17 protein-coding genes are annotated in these 18193 nt (G+C 30.2%); 5 read left to right on the forward strand and 12 right to left on the reverse strand.

Going from position 1 to position 18193, the window contains the following annotated elements; all coding sequences use genetic code 11:
- Positions 1–112 precede the first annotated feature (112 nt).
- The 3 genes from ACUXZJ_RS09130 to ACUXZJ_RS09140 form a co-directional block, all read right to left on the reverse strand.
- The gene (locus ACUXZJ_RS09130; protein ID WP_060381842.1) at positions 113–388 is read right to left on the reverse strand and encodes an ATP-dependent Clp protease adaptor ClpS; all 276 of its coding nucleotides are present in this window, start codon (positions 386–388) and stop codon (positions 113–115) included.
- A gap of 32 nt (positions 389–420) precedes the next feature.
- A complete protein-coding gene (prmA, locus tag ACUXZJ_RS09135) occupies positions 421–1257 on the reverse strand; it encodes a 50S ribosomal protein L11 methyltransferase (protein ID WP_060381843.1) in 837 nt (278 codons plus the stop codon).
- Positions 1258–1546: 289 nt separating this feature from the next.
- The gene (locus tag ACUXZJ_RS09140; protein WP_060381844.1) at positions 1547–2041 is read right to left on the reverse strand and encodes a GNAT family N-acetyltransferase; all 495 of its coding nucleotides are present in this window, start codon (positions 2039–2041) and stop codon (positions 1547–1549) included.
- 35 nt (positions 2042–2076) lie between these two features.
- Here ACUXZJ_RS09140 and ACUXZJ_RS09145 point away from each other — a divergent pair, with 35 nt between their 5' ends.
- The 4 genes from ACUXZJ_RS09145 to ACUXZJ_RS09160 all read left to right on the forward strand — a co-directional run bounded on the left by ACUXZJ_RS09145 (position 2077) and on the right by ACUXZJ_RS09160 (position 5794).
- Positions 2077–2757 carry a hypothetical protein gene (locus ACUXZJ_RS09145; RefSeq protein ID WP_446194782.1) on the forward strand — a complete coding sequence of 227 codons (681 nt, stop codon included), beginning with the start codon at positions 2077–2079 and terminating at the stop codon, positions 2755–2757.
- A gap of 34 nt (positions 2758–2791) precedes the next feature.
- On the forward strand, positions 2792–4456 hold the full coding sequence (gene menD / locus ACUXZJ_RS09150) for a 2-succinyl-5-enolpyruvyl-6-hydroxy-3-cyclohexene-1-carboxylic-acid synthase (RefSeq protein WP_089047617.1): 1665 nt from the start codon (positions 2792–2794) through the stop codon (positions 4454–4456).
- 84 nt (positions 4457–4540) lie between these two features.
- The gene (locus ACUXZJ_RS09155) at positions 4541–4882 is read left to right on the forward strand and encodes a DUF2853 family protein (protein WP_060381846.1); all 342 of its coding nucleotides are present in this window, start codon (positions 4541–4543) and stop codon (positions 4880–4882) included.
- 78 nt (positions 4883–4960) lie between these two features.
- Positions 4961–5794, forward strand: coding sequence for a CvfB family protein (locus ACUXZJ_RS09160; RefSeq protein ID WP_060381847.1), 834 nt, complete (start codon positions 4961–4963; stop codon positions 5792–5794).
- Between the two features lie 172 nt (positions 5795–5966).
- Here ACUXZJ_RS09160 and ACUXZJ_RS09165 read toward each other — a convergent pair whose 3' ends face one another.
- From ACUXZJ_RS09165 to cas13b, 9 genes are all read right to left on the reverse strand, one after another.
- A complete protein-coding gene (locus ACUXZJ_RS09165; RefSeq protein ID WP_060381848.1) occupies positions 5967–6671 on the reverse strand; it encodes a DUF6048 family protein in 705 nt (234 codons plus the stop codon).
- Entirely contained in the window at positions 6643–7137 is a 495-nt protein-coding gene (locus tag ACUXZJ_RS09170) for a DUF6452 family protein (RefSeq protein ID WP_060381849.1), read from the reverse strand. Before ACUXZJ_RS09170 ends, ACUXZJ_RS09165 begins: the two co-directional genes overlap by 29 nt.
- 61 nt (positions 7138–7198) lie before the next feature.
- Entirely contained in the window at positions 7199–8611 is a 1413-nt protein-coding gene (gene rlmD / locus ACUXZJ_RS09175) for a 23S rRNA (uracil(1939)-C(5))-methyltransferase RlmD (protein ID WP_060381850.1), read from the reverse strand.
- A 141-nt stretch (positions 8612–8752) separates the two neighbouring features.
- Positions 8753–9454: a hypothetical protein gene (locus ACUXZJ_RS09180; protein ID WP_060381851.1), complete on the reverse strand. Its 702-nt coding sequence runs from the start codon at positions 9452–9454 to the stop codon at positions 8753–8755.
- 187 nt (positions 9455–9641) lie between these two features.
- Complete coding sequence (locus ACUXZJ_RS09185) at positions 9642–10490, reverse strand: Rpn family recombination-promoting nuclease/putative transposase (protein WP_063744073.1); 849 nt, start codon at positions 10488–10490, stop codon at positions 9642–9644.
- A gap of 54 nt (positions 10491–10544) precedes the next feature.
- Positions 10545–11381: an Rpn family recombination-promoting nuclease/putative transposase gene (locus ACUXZJ_RS09190; protein WP_063744072.1), complete on the reverse strand. Its 837-nt coding sequence runs from the start codon at positions 11379–11381 to the stop codon at positions 10545–10547.
- 54 nt (positions 11382–11435) lie between these two features.
- Positions 11436–12284 (reverse strand): Rpn family recombination-promoting nuclease/putative transposase, encoded by an 849-nt coding sequence (locus ACUXZJ_RS09195; RefSeq protein WP_063744071.1) that lies wholly within the window; start codon positions 12282–12284, stop codon positions 11436–11438.
- Between the two features lie 1058 nt (positions 12285–13342).
- A complete protein-coding gene (locus ACUXZJ_RS09200) occupies positions 13343–13684 on the reverse strand; it encodes a hypothetical protein (protein WP_418251502.1) in 342 nt (113 codons plus the stop codon).
- 154 nt (positions 13685–13838) lie between these two features.
- A complete protein-coding gene (gene cas13b / locus ACUXZJ_RS09205; protein WP_063744070.1) occupies positions 13839–17480 on the reverse strand; it encodes a type VI-B CRISPR-associated RNA-guided ribonuclease Cas13b in 3642 nt (1213 codons plus the stop codon).
- Positions 17481–17626: 146 nt separating this feature from the next.
- Here cas13b and ACUXZJ_RS09210 point away from each other — a divergent pair, with 146 nt between their 5' ends.
- Positions 17627–18163 (forward strand): DUF1697 domain-containing protein, encoded by a 537-nt coding sequence (locus ACUXZJ_RS09210; protein WP_060381856.1) that lies wholly within the window; start codon positions 17627–17629, stop codon positions 18161–18163.
- The last annotated feature ends 30 nt before the right edge of the window (positions 18164–18193 follow it).

Below are 18193 nucleotides of genomic sequence, written 5' to 3' on the forward strand. Positions count from 1 at the left end.
TAATATTTAGATTTTAAAAATTCAGAAATTTTAAAAAATGATTATATCTGCTTTTAGTAAATCTAATTATTTTTTTTAAATAAATTTATTTTTTTATAACTTTATTTAAGAATTATGTAATTTCTGCGCTTAGTCCAGCATCAAGAAGAGCAAGGCATAATGGTTGTAATTCGTCAAAAGAACCTGTTTTTACAGCACATTTGCCTGTATAATGTACTAAAATAGCGCATTGTTCTGCTTGTAATTCCTCGTGATTACAAACGCGTATTAATGTTTCTATTACATGATCAAACGTATTTACATCATCATTGTATAGAATTATTTCGTGATTAATAGAAACTTTTTCTAAAATGGCAACGTCTTCCTGTGTTTTTTCAATAATACTCATGTATGTTAAATATTTATTAATGGAAAATTAGTCTATGAATTTATATATTTTAATGATACCCAGTTGTTACGGTTAATTTTTTTGACAAAAGTTAAGCCTTTTTCTATGCAAGAAGCATCAATAGTAGGAATGTCTTGTTCGTAAAAACCGCTGAATAAAATAATACCATTAGGATTTAAACAATCCACATAAGTTTGCATATCATTAAGGAGTATATTTCTATTAATGTTTGCAATAATTAAATCGTATTTTTTGTTTTTTAATAAAGAAGCATCTCCTTCATAAACCGTTATATGTTTACAATTGTTGCGTGTTGCATTTTCAATAGAATTTAAATAACACCAATTGTCAATGTCTATGGCATCTATAGGTTGTGCTCCTTTCATTTCAGCAAGTATTGCTAGAATAGCAGTTCCACATCCCATGTCAAGTGTTTTTAATCCTTTGAGATCCAATTCTAATAGATGTTGGATCATCATGTGGGTGGTTTCGTGATGCCCTGTTCCAAAGCTCATTTTGGGTTCTATTATAATGTCAAACGGAGCGTCTGTTTTAGGATGAAAAGGTGCGCGTACATGACATAAACCATCAACATCAATTGGATCAAAGTTTTTTTCCCATTCTGCATTCCAATTTTGCTGTTCAATTTCTTCAAAAGTGTACGAAATTTTAAATTCGGGATTTTGTAATATATAAATGTCTTCTAGAATATTTTTATTCCAATTTTCTTTGGGAATATAAGCAGAAAAACCTTTATCTGTTTCAATAAAACTGTCAAAAGGAAGCTCTCCTAGTTCAGCTATTAAAATTTCAGAACCCAACTCTTTTGGTTCTACCTCAAAATGGTATCCTATGTATGTATTTTGCATTGATTTATTTTTTGCAAAGGTAGTTATTTAGTAGATTATAGTTTTGAGTTTAGGGATCTTTATTAAATAGAAATTGTAAATTTGCGCACGAAAAAAAATAAAATATGAAAAAGAATGAACATTTTTCTAGTGTTAGGTCTTTTAATTTTTTTGTTTAAGAATAAATTTTTTATAAAATTAAAATATTTTTATGATCGGAATAACTAGGATTATAAGGATCAAGGTTAAAAACTGTCATTATAATTTAGATAAAATTTCTCAAAAGAATGAGTCGTAAATAGTTGTTAACTCATAACATAATTTGTACAAAAATAGAGTCAAGCCATCTGTTAAATTTAAAACCAGTTTCTTTAATATGCCCAACTTCTTGGAATCCTAATTTTTTATGGAATGCAAGGCTTCCTAAATTTTCAGAATCAATAACACCAATTAAAGTATGAATTTTTTCTTTTTTTGCAATTTTAATGAGTTCTTTTAAAAGGAGTGAGCCAATTCCATTTCCGTGGTAGTCTTTATGTATATATACTGAGTGTTCTGCGGTAAATTGATACCCTATTTTAAAACGAAATGAACCATAAGTCCCAAATCCTACTATTTTATTTTCTTTTATCGCAATTAAAAAAGGTTGATTATTTATTTTTTTTTCTTCAAAAATCTTTTGTTGCTGTTCTAAAGTTCTGATATGATATTCCCAAATAGAAGTACTATTTAAAATTTCATAGTTTATTATTTCAAGAATTTCAGAAAGATCTTCATACTTAGCCTCTTTTATTAGAATGGACATTTGTTTATAATTAAAAGTATTAATAAATTGAAGTTATGAAATTACAAAAAATTGCTCAAATTTTTGATTTTCTATTTATTATTAACCTTGTTTTGTATAGTGTAATGACTATTTTACAAGTTGATATACTAGAAGAATATTTACGCTATACAGGAATTCCTATACTTTTTGTGCTATATGTTGTGTCATCTTCAAGAATAAATATGAGTTTCTTATTGTGTTTGGTATTGTTTCAAATAACATCTTCATTATTTGCAATAGAAGAAAAAATAGCCTTTAAAATAGCAACACTCTTTTCTTTAGCCTCTAAAATAGGATTAATTTATTTAGTACTAGAATTTATCCAAAAAAAATATAGAATAGCTATTGGAATTGCCTTAATACCTTTGTTCGTTCTATATTTATATATGATTTATTTTGTTTTTAATCAAGTAGAAGAATATTATATTTATTGGGTTTTTAACTCTTTGTTTACCGCTTTTTTAGGTGCTGTTGGAATAATTACTTGTATTAACGAAATGAAAAGAGATAATTTGTTTTTCCTTCTAGCTACAGCTTTTTTAGTTATTAAAATGTCGCTCTTTTTCTTTAACATGTTTTATTGCAAATCAATTTTTTTGCATAAATTGACTGTCATTTTTTCTGCGTTAGCCTATTACATGATTTATAAATTTTTAATTTTAAAAGAAAATACTCAAAATATGACGATAAGTTAATACTTTTGCGATAGAACATGAGTTTATTATAAAATTGAAACCTACCGCTATTTACCCCAAAATTCCTTTGGCACAAAGCATAATTGAAATGTGCAAAAAAAAAGGATTAAAACATATAGTCATTTCCCCAGGTTCGCGAAATGCACCTTTGACTATAGGATTTTCTAATCAAGCTGAATTTAATTGTTATAGTATAGTAGATGAACGCTGTGCAGGCTTTTTTGCATTAGGCTTGGCGCAACAATTACAGGAGCCAGTAGCACTAATTTGTACTTCGGGATCAGCCTTGTTAAACTATTATCCTGCTATTTCAGAAGCATTTTATAGTCAAATACCTTTAGTTGTTATTTCTGCCGATCGACCAATTGATAAAATAGATATAGGAGATGGGCAAACTATTAGGCAAGCTAATGTTTTTGCTAATCATATCTTGTATAATGCAAATCTACAAGAAGCCGCATCTCTAGAAAATGATAGATTGATACAAGAAGCCCTTTTTTTTAGTGTTTCCCAAAAAGGACCTGTTCATATAAACGCACCTTTTGAAGAACCTTTATATGAAACAATTTCTGAACCAACTATTGAACCAACATGGTTTAATTTTGAAAAACAGAATGAACCTTTAGAAACCCTAGATTTTTTTGCAGAAGAATGGAGTCAAGCTCAAAAAAAAATAATATTAATAGGAGAAAATCACTCTGATTCTATTGATACTAAATATTTAGACATACTAGCTAGAGATCCTTCTGTTATTGTTATGACTGAGGTTACGTCTAATCTACATCATGAAAATTTTATTACTAATATAGATACAATCATAACCCCTTTTTCTGAAAAAGAATTTGAACGTTATAAACCCGAAATATTGTTGACTTTAGGAGGAATGATTGTTTCAAAACGCATAAAAGCGTTTTTTAGGAAATATCAACCCAATGCACATTGGCATATAGACCCGTTAAGGGCTTATAATACCTATGATTGTCTTAATTATCATTTTAAAGAAAAACCTAACACTTTTTTTGAACGCTTCCTGAAATTAACATCTTATAAAGAAAGTTCTTTTCAAAAAGAATTATTAGCTATTCGTTTTCAAAGAAAAATAGCTCATAACAACTACTTAAAAGAATTGATTTTTTCTGATCTAAAAGTTTTTCAAATTATTACGGAATTATTGCCTAAGAATATTCAATTACAAATTAGTAATAGTTCTGCCATACGATACGCCCAATTATTCCCTATAGATCCTAGTATTTCAGTATATTGTAATAGAGGAACTAGTGGGATAGAGGGAAGTACTACAACGGCTATTGGTGCTGCTGTGGCAAGTAAAAAAACAACTTATCTTATAACAGGAGATATTAGTTTTTTTTATGATAGCAATGCGTTATGGAATCATTATATACCCAACGATTTTAAAATTATTATCATAAATAATGGAGGAGGGGGGATTTTTAGAATTTTGCCAGGTCATCAAGAAAATGAAACATTCAATACTTTTTTTGAAACATCTCATAATTTAACAGCAGAATATTTAGCTAAAATGTATGGATTGGATTATTTTAAGGCTAAAGAAGAAAAAGAATTACGAACTAATTGGGCATTTTTTTCATCATTAAATAAACCTGCCATATATGAAATCTTTACACCTGAAAAACAAAATAATGAAGTTCTTTTGCAATATTTTAAGAAATTAAAATGATTGTTTTTTTCCTTTTTAAATCTTGCTTATTCTGATATATTTTTATATATTTGGTAGATATACAATAACATAACTAGAAAAAATATGAGTAAAAGAGATGAACTGATTGAAAAATACGCTACAGATTTAAAAGAAAAATGTGGAGTAACACCTGATATGGAATTATTGACAAAAGTAGTAATAGGATGTGGTCCCTCTATTTATAATCAAGATTCAGCAACCGTTTCAGGATCACAACAATCGGAATTAGATACAGTTAAAAACAACTTTTTAATAAAAAAATTAGGTCTGTCTGATAATCCAGAGCTAGATGCTGCAATTGATAGTGTAATGGAACGATATGGACGCTCCAACCGTAACAAATACCGTGCAGTCGTGTATTATTTGTTAACGCTTCACTTTAAAAAAGAAAGTATATATAATTAATTTATACAATAAAGTTTATAAATCCCGATTTTTATCGGGATTTATTATTTGTATCTTTGCGATTCTAAATACTAACAGATGATTGAAATAGGAAAATACAATACCCTAAAAATAGCTCGAAATACTAATGTAGGATTATATTTAACAGATGGTGAAAAAGATGTGTTATTACCTAATAAATATGTACCCAAAGAATATGAGATAGAAGCGGATATAGAAGTATTTATTTATTTAGATCATGAAGAACGCCCTGTAGCAACTACTTTAGAACCTTATATATTTTTAAACGAATTTTCGTTATTGAGAGTTAATTACGTTAATAAGTTTGGAGCTTTTATGGATTGGGGCTTAGAAAAAGATTTATTTGTCCCATTCAAAGAACAGGCAAGACCTATGGAAGAAGGAAAAAGATACCTTGTATACATGTATCTAGATAAACAAACAAATCGTTTAGTAGGTTCTAGTAGGTTGAACCAATTTTTAAACAACCAAAATTTAAATGTTGAAAAAGGAGAAGAAGTAGATTTGATCGTTTCTCATATTTCAGATACAGGTATTAACGTAATTATTAATGAAAAACACAAAGGATTAATTTATAAAGATCAAATTTTTGAAGATTTAAGAACAGGAGACCGTATCATTGGATATATCAAAAATATTCGCCCAGATGGCAAAATAGACATTTCAAGACAACCATTAGGTTTTGAACGAATAGATGCTTCCGCTCAAAAAATATTAGAAGAATTAAAAGCAGGAAGAGGAATGCTAAAATTACACGATAATAGTAGCCCAGAAGATATTAAAACAATTTTACAAATGAGTAAAAAGACTTTTAAAAAAGCCATTGGGACTCTTTATAGAGAAAAGATAATAGAATTAAGACCAGATGGTATTTATTTATTAAAATCATAATAAACCCTTACAAGAGAAGGTTATCTAGTAAATGTTTTTTTGTTTCAATGCTAAGATGATTTTTAGTTAACGTTATGTTTTTACCTATTATTAACACTATTTCAGCCTAAGCTTTTCATTGAATTATATAACTATATTTTATTAGATAACCCTTCAAAGTTCAATATAAAAATTACCCCTTCTTTTTATATAAAGGAATAAAATAGGTAATGCTATAATTCCAACCAGCACCAAATTGCCCATCATACGTCCTGTTAAATCCAGGGATATACAAATTGTTAAAATTTTCTGGCTTCTTTTCGGATAATAGATAATTAATTCTTAAGCTAAAGCCTGCATAAAAATTATTAAAAATTTTAGCTTTTATTCCAGCTACAACCTCCGTCCAATGAGCTGTTAGATCTTTATAATTTTGATTTGCTATCACAGCATCTGCTTGCGGAAAATATCCCGTAGTATTATATATTTTGTAACTTGTAAGTGCTTGACTAAAAGAAGAAAAACCATAGCGCAAACCAAGATGAACCATATCTTCCATATTGAGCCAGTTTTGATAAAAATTGTAATCAAATCCTACTTTTAAATAACTACCAGTCGTTGTAAAATTAAGACGTTTATCTTCTGTTATTTTTTTTTCGTTGCCTATCTCGGTTGCTAGATACATCTTCTGACCTATCCTGTAATCACCTACTAATTCTAATCCTTTATAATTTTTATCAAAAATAGAACGAGTAATTTTGGATAAATCCGTTCCTATTCGTATTCCATAACGTTCTGTTTTTTTGATAGTATCGTTTGTTTTTTCCTGTGCCTGACTAATTGTAAAAGTATAAATCGTTAACAACAGGCTAAAAGAAAATTTTGAGATGTGTTTCATTTTCGTTTACTATAGATGTTTTTTGAATAGTTACTTCTTGTATCCAGTTTTTAGGTGTTGTAAGGGTGGCTCCATTAAGTGTATTTAGAGTAAATTCAGTTTTATATCCGCAAGCCCTTGAAATATAAACATCGTTACGTGAGTAATTAAGAGTAATTTGATCTTCCTTAGCTAAAGTACTGTTTTTTGAATTAATTTGAAAAGTATAACGTACTTGATTATTATTTACTTTTAAAGGTAATTCAATTTTGTTACTACTAGCAAAATCCAAGGAGCTAGACATGCCTTCAGCAGTGACTTTTAAATCCGTTATTGTTTTAGGATTAGTAGGATTGTTGTTGTCAAAAAATTGTACAATCATTCTAGGAGTTGTGGGTGTTCCTTGTGGACAGACATCATCGGGTTCGCAATTTAAAAAAGGCAAAGTAGACAGAATGACGAATAATCCCAAAAATATTTTTTTCATATTTGTTTTAGTAATTAAATAAAAAGTGATTAGTTATAGATTGCTAATCACTTTTTATTATTTATCTCTTTTCCAAAAGTACAACATTTTCTACGTGATGGGTTTGTGGAAACATGTCCACAGGACGTACACGAGTTACCTTATACATCTTATCCATTAACGCCAAATCACGTGCTTGTGTAGCAGAGTTACAGCTTACATATACCACTTTTTTAGGTGCAATCTTTAAGATTTGTTCAACCACATCTGCGTGCATACCATCACGAGGGGGATCTGTAATAATGATGTCAGGATGTCCATTTGTAGCGATAAAGTCATCATTGAATACGTTTTTCATATCACCTACAAAAAACTCACAATTACTAATGTTATTACGTTCAGCATTTATTTTTGCATCAGAAATAGCTTCTGGAACAGCTTCTACTCCGATTACTTTTTTTGCTTTTTTAGAAACAAATTGCGCAATCGTTCCTGTTCCTGTATATAAATCATATACCAATTCGTTCCCTGTTAATCCAGCAAAATCCCTAGTAATAGAATATAATTCATACGCTTGTTCTGAATTGGTTTGGTAGAAAGACTTAGCATTAATGCTAAACTGTAAGCCTTCCATTTCTTCTAAGATATAATCTCTACCTTTAAACAAAATAATCTCTTGATCGTACAAAGTATCGTTTGCTTTTTGGTTGACTACATACTGTAGCGAAGTAATTTCAGGGAAACGTTCTGCCAAAAAATTCATAACCATTTCTATTTGTTTTTGATTATGATCAAAAAATTGAATAACTACCATGATTTCTCCCGTAGAAGCAGTACGAATCATAAGAGTACGTAACAAACCACCATGTTCTCTAGGGTTAAAGAAGGTTAAGTCATTTTCGTTAGCAAAACGTCTTATTTCATTACGAATATCATTAGAAGGATCTTGTTGTAAATGACATTTGTTGATATTAAGAATCTTATCCCACATTTTTGGAATATGAAAACCTACTGCATTTTTATTGTCTAATTCTTCGCCACTATTAATTTCTTCGGGGGTCATCCAACGACTAGAAGAAAAACCGAACTCCATTTTATTACGATAGAAAAACTGTTTTTCAGAGCCCAAAATTGGTTCAAATACGGGTAATTCTATTTTCCCAATGCGCTTTAAGTTATTTTCTACTTCTTGATGTTTGTAAAATAACTGTTGGTTGTAATTCATGTTTTGCCATTTGCAACCACCACATACACCAGAATGTTCGCATACGGGATCTACACGATGCTCAGAATACGAATGAAATTTGAAAGCTTTGCCTTCATAATACGATTTTCGCTTTTTGAAGGTTTGAATATCTACTACATCACCAGGTACTACATTACTTAAAAAAATAACCTGACCTTCTGGGGCTTTTGCCACACATACGCCTTTTGCTCCTGCATCAAGGACTTTTACGTTTTCGAATACGACTTGTTTATCTTTTTTTCTTCCCATAGTGCAAAGATAATAATTGCTATCATATTTATGATTTTTGCTCTTGGATTTTAGAAAAAACCAGTTTAGTTTGAATAATAAATAATCTATTATTCTTGAGTCTGATAAAACGTTAATTTGAAATTTCTATTTATTTTTAGATTATTCCAAATCTATTTTTTTGATGATGTGAATACCTCCAATGCTATATGCCATATCTATAGGGATTGGAATGCCATTTAGAAGAAAATTACCGTTTTGAAATGGCGTAATTCTTTCATCAATTAAAAAAAAGTAATTGTCTTTGTCGGATAATATATCTAGATTGTCATCTTTTAGTTCAACGGGTTCTATGTATTCAACCAAACCAATTTTGTTTAATTCAGGAATTGTTATTTTTTGTCCATTCATCTCACAGGAATGTTTCTGACCAAGGCCAGGCATTCCAAACCAAGGAATAGCTTGCCCTATTTGTAATGAAATTTTAGACGTATCTCCAACAAAGAGAAAATGTTTGGTTTTAAAAGTTTCAAAAATAGGGGGTAAAGATTTTTTAGGAAAAGGCTCTTCTGCTTTCCAAAAGAACATGACTTTATTTTGCCATTCAGGATCATTACGGTCTTTACAAACTAAATGATCTGTCCAATAGTGCATATAAAGTTGTCCCGCTTGAAGCAAAATAGTCGATTTATGAATAGCTTCTCTTTGTTCATTTGTTAAAGATCGAATTATCTTATGTTCTAAATGATCAACTGTAGAAACGAACGTATTTTCTTTGTTTAGTTGAACGTCTTGAGTTTGCTTTGAGTTTTCTAAATTAGTTACAGCTTGCTTTTTCTTAAAGAAAATGTCAAAAAATCCCATAAGTACTGATTGAAATAGATGTTTTTTACTTGTTTTTGAAATATAGTTTCGAATGTTTTACAATTTTAGAAACTTGTAAACTTCGGAAGTTATCATTGTTTAGTGTGCTTTACGTTTTTATATAATTAATTTTAGTTTCTTATTTGTATATCATGGATAAGAAAAAAAGTTCTTGTATTATAGACTTTTATAACTCGTTGATTTCTTTTTTGGATAGTCCTGTTAGCTTTATTATATCAGGAATTGAAAGCCCCATTGTTTTTGCTTGCTTAGCAATTTCAATTTTTCCTTGAATCTTTCCTTCTTCTTTACCGTCGTCAAAAGCTGTATCAATAATACTTTTTAGGTCTCTGTACACTTTTAAACTACTTTCGTATTTATCTAATTCCCATTGTCCAAAATTAGCCAATTCAGCTTTTTCAAAAGCTTGAGTAAAAACTTCATCTTTGAAAATGGTAGGTATGTTTTGGAAGTCTTCTAGGTTTTTAATAAAATACAACCACTTGTCTAAACGGGAGTTTAAGTCGGTTTCCTGTTTTTTAAAGTTGGGCATTTCTAAATAAATATAGGTTAGTTTATCGTAAAAAACTTTTCCATTTTGGTTTTTTAGTTTAATGGTATGTACGACTTCGCTTTTTTCGGGTTCAGATTCGTAATCGTCAAAAGTAAAATCTAAAATACCTATACAGTAAACGGATTTGAGGTTATAGTTCCATTCTCCTTTTTCGGCTTGTTCTCTGATAGGAAAAGTGGCGTAATAAATGGTTCGTTCTTTAAAGAAATTTTGTTTTGCTTTTTGTAGTTCTACGATGAATTTTTCGCCTTTTTCGTTTTCGCAATAGATGTCGTAGATGGCTTTTCTGTCGAGGTCGGTAATTCCGAGTTGCTCGGTGTTTTTAAAAGAAAGTTCTTTAATTTGGTCGTGTTCAGGCAATAGTGTGTTAAGGAAGTCTATAAGCAAATTTTTGCTGGCTTCTTCCCCAAATATTTTTTTAAATCCAAAGTCGGTAAACGGATTGATGTATTTAGCCTTCATGATTCCAAATGGTTTGATGATTCAAATTTACAAAAAAGGTAGGAGCACTGCTTTTTATAATTTGTTTATTTCTTCTTGGGTCAATCCTGTTGATTGGATGATTATTTCTATTGAAATGCCTAATTTTTTTAAAGATTTAGCAGTTTCAATTTTACCTTCAATTTTACCGTCGTCAAAAGCCGTGTCAATAATACTTTTTAGGTCTCTGTACACTTTTAAACTATTTTCGTATTTATCTAATTCCCATTGTCCAAAATTAGCTAATTCAGCTTTTTCAAAAGCTTGAGTAAAAACCTCATCTTTGAAAATGGTAGGTATATTTTGGAAGTCTTCTAGGTTTTTAATAAAATACAACCACTTGTCTAAACGGGAGTTTAAGTCGGTTTCCTGTTTTTTAAAGTTGGGCATTTCTAAATAGATATAGGTTAGTTTATCGTAAAAAACTTTTCCATTTTGATTTTTTAGTTTAATGGTATGTACGACTTCGCTTTTTTCGGGTTCAGATTCGTAATCGTCGAAGGTGAAATCTAAAACACCTACACAATAAACCGCTTTCAAGTTATAGTTCCATTCGCCTTTTTCGGCTTGTTCTCTAATGGGAAATGTGGAGTAATAGATGGTTCTTTCTTTGAAGTAGTTTTGCTTGGCTTTTTGGAGTTCTACGATGAATTTTTCGCCTTTTTCATTTTGGCAATAGATGTCGTATATGGCTTTTCTGTCGAGGTCGGTAATTCCGAGTTGCTCGGTGTTTTTAAAAGAAAGTTCTTTAATTTGGTCGTGTTCAGGCAATAGTGTGTTAAGGAAGTCTATAAGCAAATTTTTGCTGGCTTCTTCCCCAAATATTTTTTTAAATCCAAAGTCGGTAAACGGATTGATGTATTTAGCCTTCATGATTCCAAATGGTTTGATGATTCAAATTTACAAAAAAGGTAGGAGCACTGCTTTTTATAATTTGTTTATTTCTTCTTGGGTCAATCCTGTTGATTGGATGATTATTTCTATTGAAATGCCTAATTTTTTTAAAGATTTAGCAATTTCAATTTTTCCTTGAATCTTTCCTTCTTCTTTATCGTCGTCAAAAGCTGTATCAATAATACTTTTTAGGTCTCTGTACACTTTTAAACTACTTTCGTATTTATCTAATTCCCATTGTCCAAAATTAGCTAATTCAGCTTTTTCAAAAGCTTGAGTAAAAACCTCATCTTTGAAAATGGTAGGTATATTTTGGAAGTCTTCTAGGTTTTTAATAAAATACAACCACTTGTCTAAACGGGAGTTTAAGTCGGTTTCCTGTTTTTTAAAGTTGGGCATTTCTAAATAGATATAGGTTAGTTTATCGTAAAAAACTTTTCCATTTTGGTTTTTTAGTTTAATGGTATGTACGACTTCGCTTTTTTCGGGTTCAGATTCGTAATCGTCAAAAGTGAAATCTAAAATACCTATACAGTAAACGGATTTGAGGTTATAGTTCCATTCTCCTTTTTCGGCTTGTTCTCTGATAGGAAAAGTGGCGTAATAAATGGTTCGTTCTTTAAAGAAATTTTGTTTTGCTTTTTGTAGTTCTACGATGAATTTTTCGCCTTTTTCATTTTGGCAATAGATGTCGTATATGGCTTTTCTGTCGAGGTCGGTAATTCCGAGTTGCTCGGTGTTTTTAAAAGAAAGTTCTTTAATTTGGTCGTGTTCAGGCAATAGTGTATTAAGGAAGTCTATAAGCAAATTTTTGCTGGCTTCTTCCCCAAATATTTTTTTAAATCCAAAGTCGGTAAACGGATTGATGTATTTAGCCTTCATGATTCCAAATGGTTTGATGATTCAAATTTACAAAAATATCTTAGGTGTTGAGGTTAAATTATAAGGAAGTTTAGGAGGCAGTATATGGATCATATTTACTTGATTGTGTTATAGGTTTGTTTTTGTTATTTTTAAAAAAGAGGTATTTCTATGAATAAGAATTATGGTTTATTTATTTTTTAAATAATTAAATTTGGTTTCAAACGCCTGCTCGCTATTTTGCTAGAGACTGTCCAAAAAGTTCGCAATCTTGTGATTTTGACCAAAGGAAGAAATTACATGCTATTGATTATGAGACTCCTTCTACGTAGGAGTGACAAACTGGATGTTGATTTAGTACTTTTTGGACAGCTTCCTTAACGCTCGTCCCTCCTTCAAAAAAATTGAATTCGGTTTCAAATGCCCACGCGCCTCCTGGCTACATCGCTAAAATAGTCCACTGGACTATTTCTTAACGCTTGTCCCTCCTTCAAAATAAGGGCTTTCCCAACCGTCAGTCGTTCGTTAATGGGATGATGGTGTTGTAGATACCCTTCAAAAAAAATGAATTCGGTTTCAAATGCCCACGCGCCTCCTGGCTACATCGCTAAAATAGTCCACTGGACTATTTCTTAACGCTCGTCCCTCCTTCAAAATAAGGGCTTTCCCAACGATAGATTCACGGATTATTTGGCTGATTTAGTTGTAGATACCCTTCAAATAATCATTCACGAACTCCTATAAAAAAACAATAGAAACAGCGTGAGTAAAATAAGGGCTATCACAACAGATGTATGTCACTAGACAATTTCCAAGTAGTTGTAGATACCCTTCAAAAAAAATGAATTCGGTTTCAAATGCCCACGCGCCTCCTGGCTACATCGCTAAAATAGTCCACTGGACTATTTCTTAACGCTCGTCCCTCCTTCAAAATAAGGGCTTTCCCAACCTTTTAAATTTAGAAATTATGCCAAATAAGTTGTAGATACCCTTCAAAATAAGGGCTTTCCCAACATGGAGTCAGTGGACATGTCTGATCATGTCGTTGTAGATACCCTTCAAAAAAATTGAATTCGGTTTTAAACGCCCACGCGCCTCCTGGCTACATCGCTAAAATAGTCCACTGGACTATTTCTTAACGCTCGTCCCTCCTTCAAAATAAGGGCTTTCCCAACCTTGTTGCTTCTATCGAAGACGCAATAACAGTTGTAGATACCCTTCAAAATAAGGGCTTTCCCAACAGTTTTGGGGGTTATAAGTGCCATATCTGTGTTGTAGATACCCTTCAAAATAAGGGCTTTCCCAACATCATCACTTTTGAAGGAAACTACCACGAAGTTGTAGATACCCTTCAAAATAAGGGCTTTCCCAACAAAAGCCACCTCATTTGAGGTGACTTTAAAGTTGTAGATACCCTTCAAAATAAGGGCTTTCCCAACCTAAGTGTTGGTAAGCCTCTCGTAGTAAGGGATTACTACAATTTTTTATACAAAAAAATGAACTTTTTCTGAACTTTATACCCCAAAGCTACTCCTTTTTTTAAATCCTTCTCAAAATATCAAAGAGCAATAGCTTTTAAACTATTTCTTTAGCTTTTTTTTTGTTTTCCCATAATTCTGTTGTTATGGTTTCAAAAACTCGGTTGAAATAGCAAGCAAAGTATTCTTCTTCTTTTTTTGGAACAAAACGAGTCGCTAAATCGTAAATAAATTTAGGTGGATATTGATTGTGCGCCATTTTGTTGCGAATGATAATTAAAACAAGTGCTTTTTTAATTAAAACATTGGTTATTTTGTTATAATTCTCTTTAGTATTAACTATTTTGGCTTTTTCATCCTCATCCATATTTTTTATTTTTTCCTTCAACTTTTCAGTATTATAATCATAATATTTAATTAAAATTTCAATATCTATGTTTTCTAAATTTATGATTTCAGATTCATTTTTTAATAAGGCTTTTGTAATGTAAAGTTTAAAATTAGGGTGTCTTTTTCCTTTTTTATCCTCAATTTCTAAATCTTCAGGATGAGTAGCATTATTAGAAAAATCATAAAATTTATCTAAAATCTGTTTCTCTAATTCTTGTACTTGTTTTAGTAGTTTTTTACTACGCACTTTTTCATACTCTTGCAATTCCATATTAAGTGCGGTATAGTGCAATTCTTTATAATCGTTTTCATTTTCCTTCTCAGGTTTTTGTAAGGCATACGTCCACGTTCTATCATCATAAGTAAGTAGCGTGGCTATTTTTTCATCTTGCAGGGCTCTCTTGTATTTTCCTATGTCTTTCAGTTTCGGATTAGCAGTAATCCTATTATTTTGTAAAGATAAATGGATGACTTTATTCCATAAGAAGCTATCGTTGCGCTTTTGGTAAGCTTTGGCATCGGCTTTTATTTTTTCTCTATCTGTTTTGGAAACATAAAAATCTGATAAGGATTTATCTAATGGCTGATTGAACAAGTCTTGATACAAAGTATCTACCATTAATTTTAAATAATAGTCTTGAATTTTTACTTTGTTAATCGCTCGTAGGTTTTTGTATTTTTTCTTTTTATCATTCTCTATTTTGTCTGGTGTCAATTCATAAAAAGATTGATAATTGTTGTATTGATAAGATGCGACAAACCAAGAAGCAAACTCATCTGGATTTGGTTTTTTAAACGGAATCATTGTAGGTTTCTCGTCAAATATACCGCGGGATAAATTGATGGCATCAGCATATAAATTGTTTTTCTTTTCTTCTAATTCTTTAATTATAAATTGGCGTTTTTGAAATACAATGAATATATAGTTGAGCCTTTTTGATAATTCTTTTTTTAAAATTTTTGGTGGTAACCCAATAAACCCATTTTCTAAAAAAGTAGATTCAGTATTCAAGAAGTCTTCTTTTAATTTTAAATATTCTTTATAGAAATCAATAAAATTACCATGCTTGAGAAATAAATTTTTTAAGTCTTTTGTTAAAATACAATCTTCTTTTAGGTTAAAAACAGTTTCTAATAAGGCTATACAGTCATTTTTTTTATCTTCAAAAAAAGCTAAAAATGATTGTAATTCGTTATGCATGTACCCTTTCCATAACGATTTGTTTTTCATAAAATGGATAAGGTCGCTGGCTAACCAATTAGCTTCTTGTCCAATTTCGTTACGATAAAATACATATTTACGTTGGAGTTTATTATCATCAACTTTATCTTTTGGCTGATTCTTAAATTTATATGTATTCTTATTTCTGTTGTAATTGTTCACTTCAATTTCATGTTGCTTAACATTTAGAAGTTTTTCTTGTGTTAACGCTAATTCTTTTTGAATGGCATTTTTTAAACGAGGGATATCTATGGGTTGATTTTCAAAAGTAACTGACGTGTCTGTGCTTATTGTTTTTATTAATGTAGTTGGTATGTTGTCTTTTTGAGGACTATTAAGGGTGAAATCTCTAATACTTTGGTATTGTTCTCTTATTTTTTGAGCAATTTTATTTTCAAGTTCAGCTCCTTTAATATCTTTAACAATCACTTCATAAAGCATACTAGGCAGTTCGTTGCAGCTTAATAACCCAATAGTACTTCTTTGTTGTAAATCTTTTACACCAATTTCTTTTTGAAGCATTGCTATAATAGCATCTTTAGATTGTTCTTTGTTATACTTTTCAAAAGTAAGATTCCTTTTTCTATTTTGACTTTGCGCTTTTTTCTTTTGGTTTAGATATTCATCTAAGTTGTTACTTCTGCTATCTATATAAAAAGGTATATTGTTATTAGCCATTACGTAACTGGGACTAGGAAATAAAGGAAAACGACTAAGGTCTATATTGGAAGTTTCTTTTAAGTATACGTTTTTTTTATATTCAGTAACTAGACCCAGTTTTTCAAAAAGATGGATTTCTTTTTTGATGATTCTTTCGGAATCAAATTGGATAGATTCCAATATTTTCTTTTGACGATCTTTGATATAGTCGCCAAAATTGACCATAAATCGCAATGTAGGTAGTTCGGCGTATTCATCTAAAAAGCGCATTGCAAAATAGTTGAACTTATTTTCATAGCGTTTGCGAATGACTTTGTGAGAAACTATTGATGAAAAAGTTGAGTCCTCATTTTCTGGATTCTCACGCATATACTCATTTATGTCTTCTTCAAACTCTTTCTGTTGTTTTTCAGAAAGAGTTTCGTAGATTTCATTTGGTACTTTACTCAAGTAGTCTACTATTTGAGTTAGTAGAGCTTCTTTTGTATTAGTATTTGTTAAGCTGTGTGTAGTATTGTTTTGTTCAAGGGTGCTAACGCCTTGGTCTGTTTTTATACGATGTTTTAAACCTTTAAAATTGTAATATGAATACGACCAATGTGTAATCATATATACAATATTGTTTTTATTTAAAGAGATTTTTTCTTCCTTAATAGTGTTTACTTTTGCCTTAAATCCTTCTAATCCAGATGTGAAAACTTGAAACTCTTTTCGATGTAAAAAGAAGGACATTAAAAAGACTAATCCACTTTGGGTCAACGTAATCGATGTTTCTTCGTTTGGTTTAGATTTTCTATATTTTCGTAAAGAAACTGTTTTGTTTTGTTTATCATCTGTTTTGTTTTCCTCTAAAAAAGGTCTTAGACAGTGATTGAAAACTGCATTTTCTAAATTTTCTTCTAATAGTTTTTTGCCTTTTTTAATTAACTCTTCTCTTTTTTGATTTTTTAATTGTGTTAATTCAGGTCTAAGTTTTTCTTTTAGTAGTTCTCTAGAGGTATCGTTTTTTACTTTCTTTTTTTTAATTGTAATTAAAACATCTAATAAGGTGTCATCTAAAAAATCATATATTTTAGGATTAATAGTGATGGGTTTGTGATAATGATGTGTATAATAATCTCTTAATTTTTTTATTGTATCAAGTAACAATTCGAAAATTTCTCTGGTTTGTTCAAAGTTATGATTAGTATGCTTTTGAATTCGTTCTAAAACAGGAAAGTAATTACTTAATAAGTTTAACGCATGCTCTCTTTTGGCAACTGATTTTTCTTTGTTGAAATAATCTTTAAAAACACTTGCTAATTCATTATTGTTGTGATTAAAATTAATCCTTGTTTTGAACTCTTTGCCAACTTGTCTTAAATTGTCGTCAGCATTATTCAAAAAGCCACCAAAAAAGTATTTGTCTTCTTGTTTGTAGTGGTTAAAAGTTTTTTGTTTGTTATAAGATTCATTTTTTGAACTCATTGTAGATGTGTTGGTTTTATAGTTGTGTTTGACTGTTCTAAAATAAGGAATTATTTAAGGCTTTTTAAATTTTATCTTGTGAACTTTTTAAATTAATCTAAATTTGTTATTCTATCTCTTTTGATAATTTTTTAAAAAAAGTAATAATGAAAAAACACCTTGCACTCCTTCGCGGTATAAATGTATCAGGACACAATATGATAAAGATGGATGATTTGAAAGTTTTATTGGAGCGAATGGGGTTTGAAAATGTGGTGACTTATATCCAGTCAGGAAATGTGTTTTTTGAATGTGAGGAAGCAAATGGTCCTTCGGTAGGGTTCAAAATCAAACAAGAAATTTTTAAGGAATGGGGCTATGAAGTACCTGTAATGGTTTTAGGGAAAGAAGATTTAGAAGGAGCTCTTTCTAATAATCCATATTTAAAAGAAAAGGAAGCTGATCCTTCAAAAATATACTTTGCTTTTTTGAATAAAGAACTAAATGAAAGTGCTATTCATGATTTAAAAATAAGTCAGGTTAAACCAGATGAGGCAACAGTAGATAAGAATCGGATATATTTGAAATATATTAATGGGGCTGGTAAAACCCGAATGGATAATAAGTATATAGAAAAAAAATTAAATGTACTTTCTACAATTCGTAATTTTAATACTGTAACTAAGTTGTTAGAAATGTTTTAAAAATACCTGAACAATCCATAGTGGTTTTAG

It is taken from the genome of Flavobacterium sp. TN-1 (assembly GCF_052828645.1).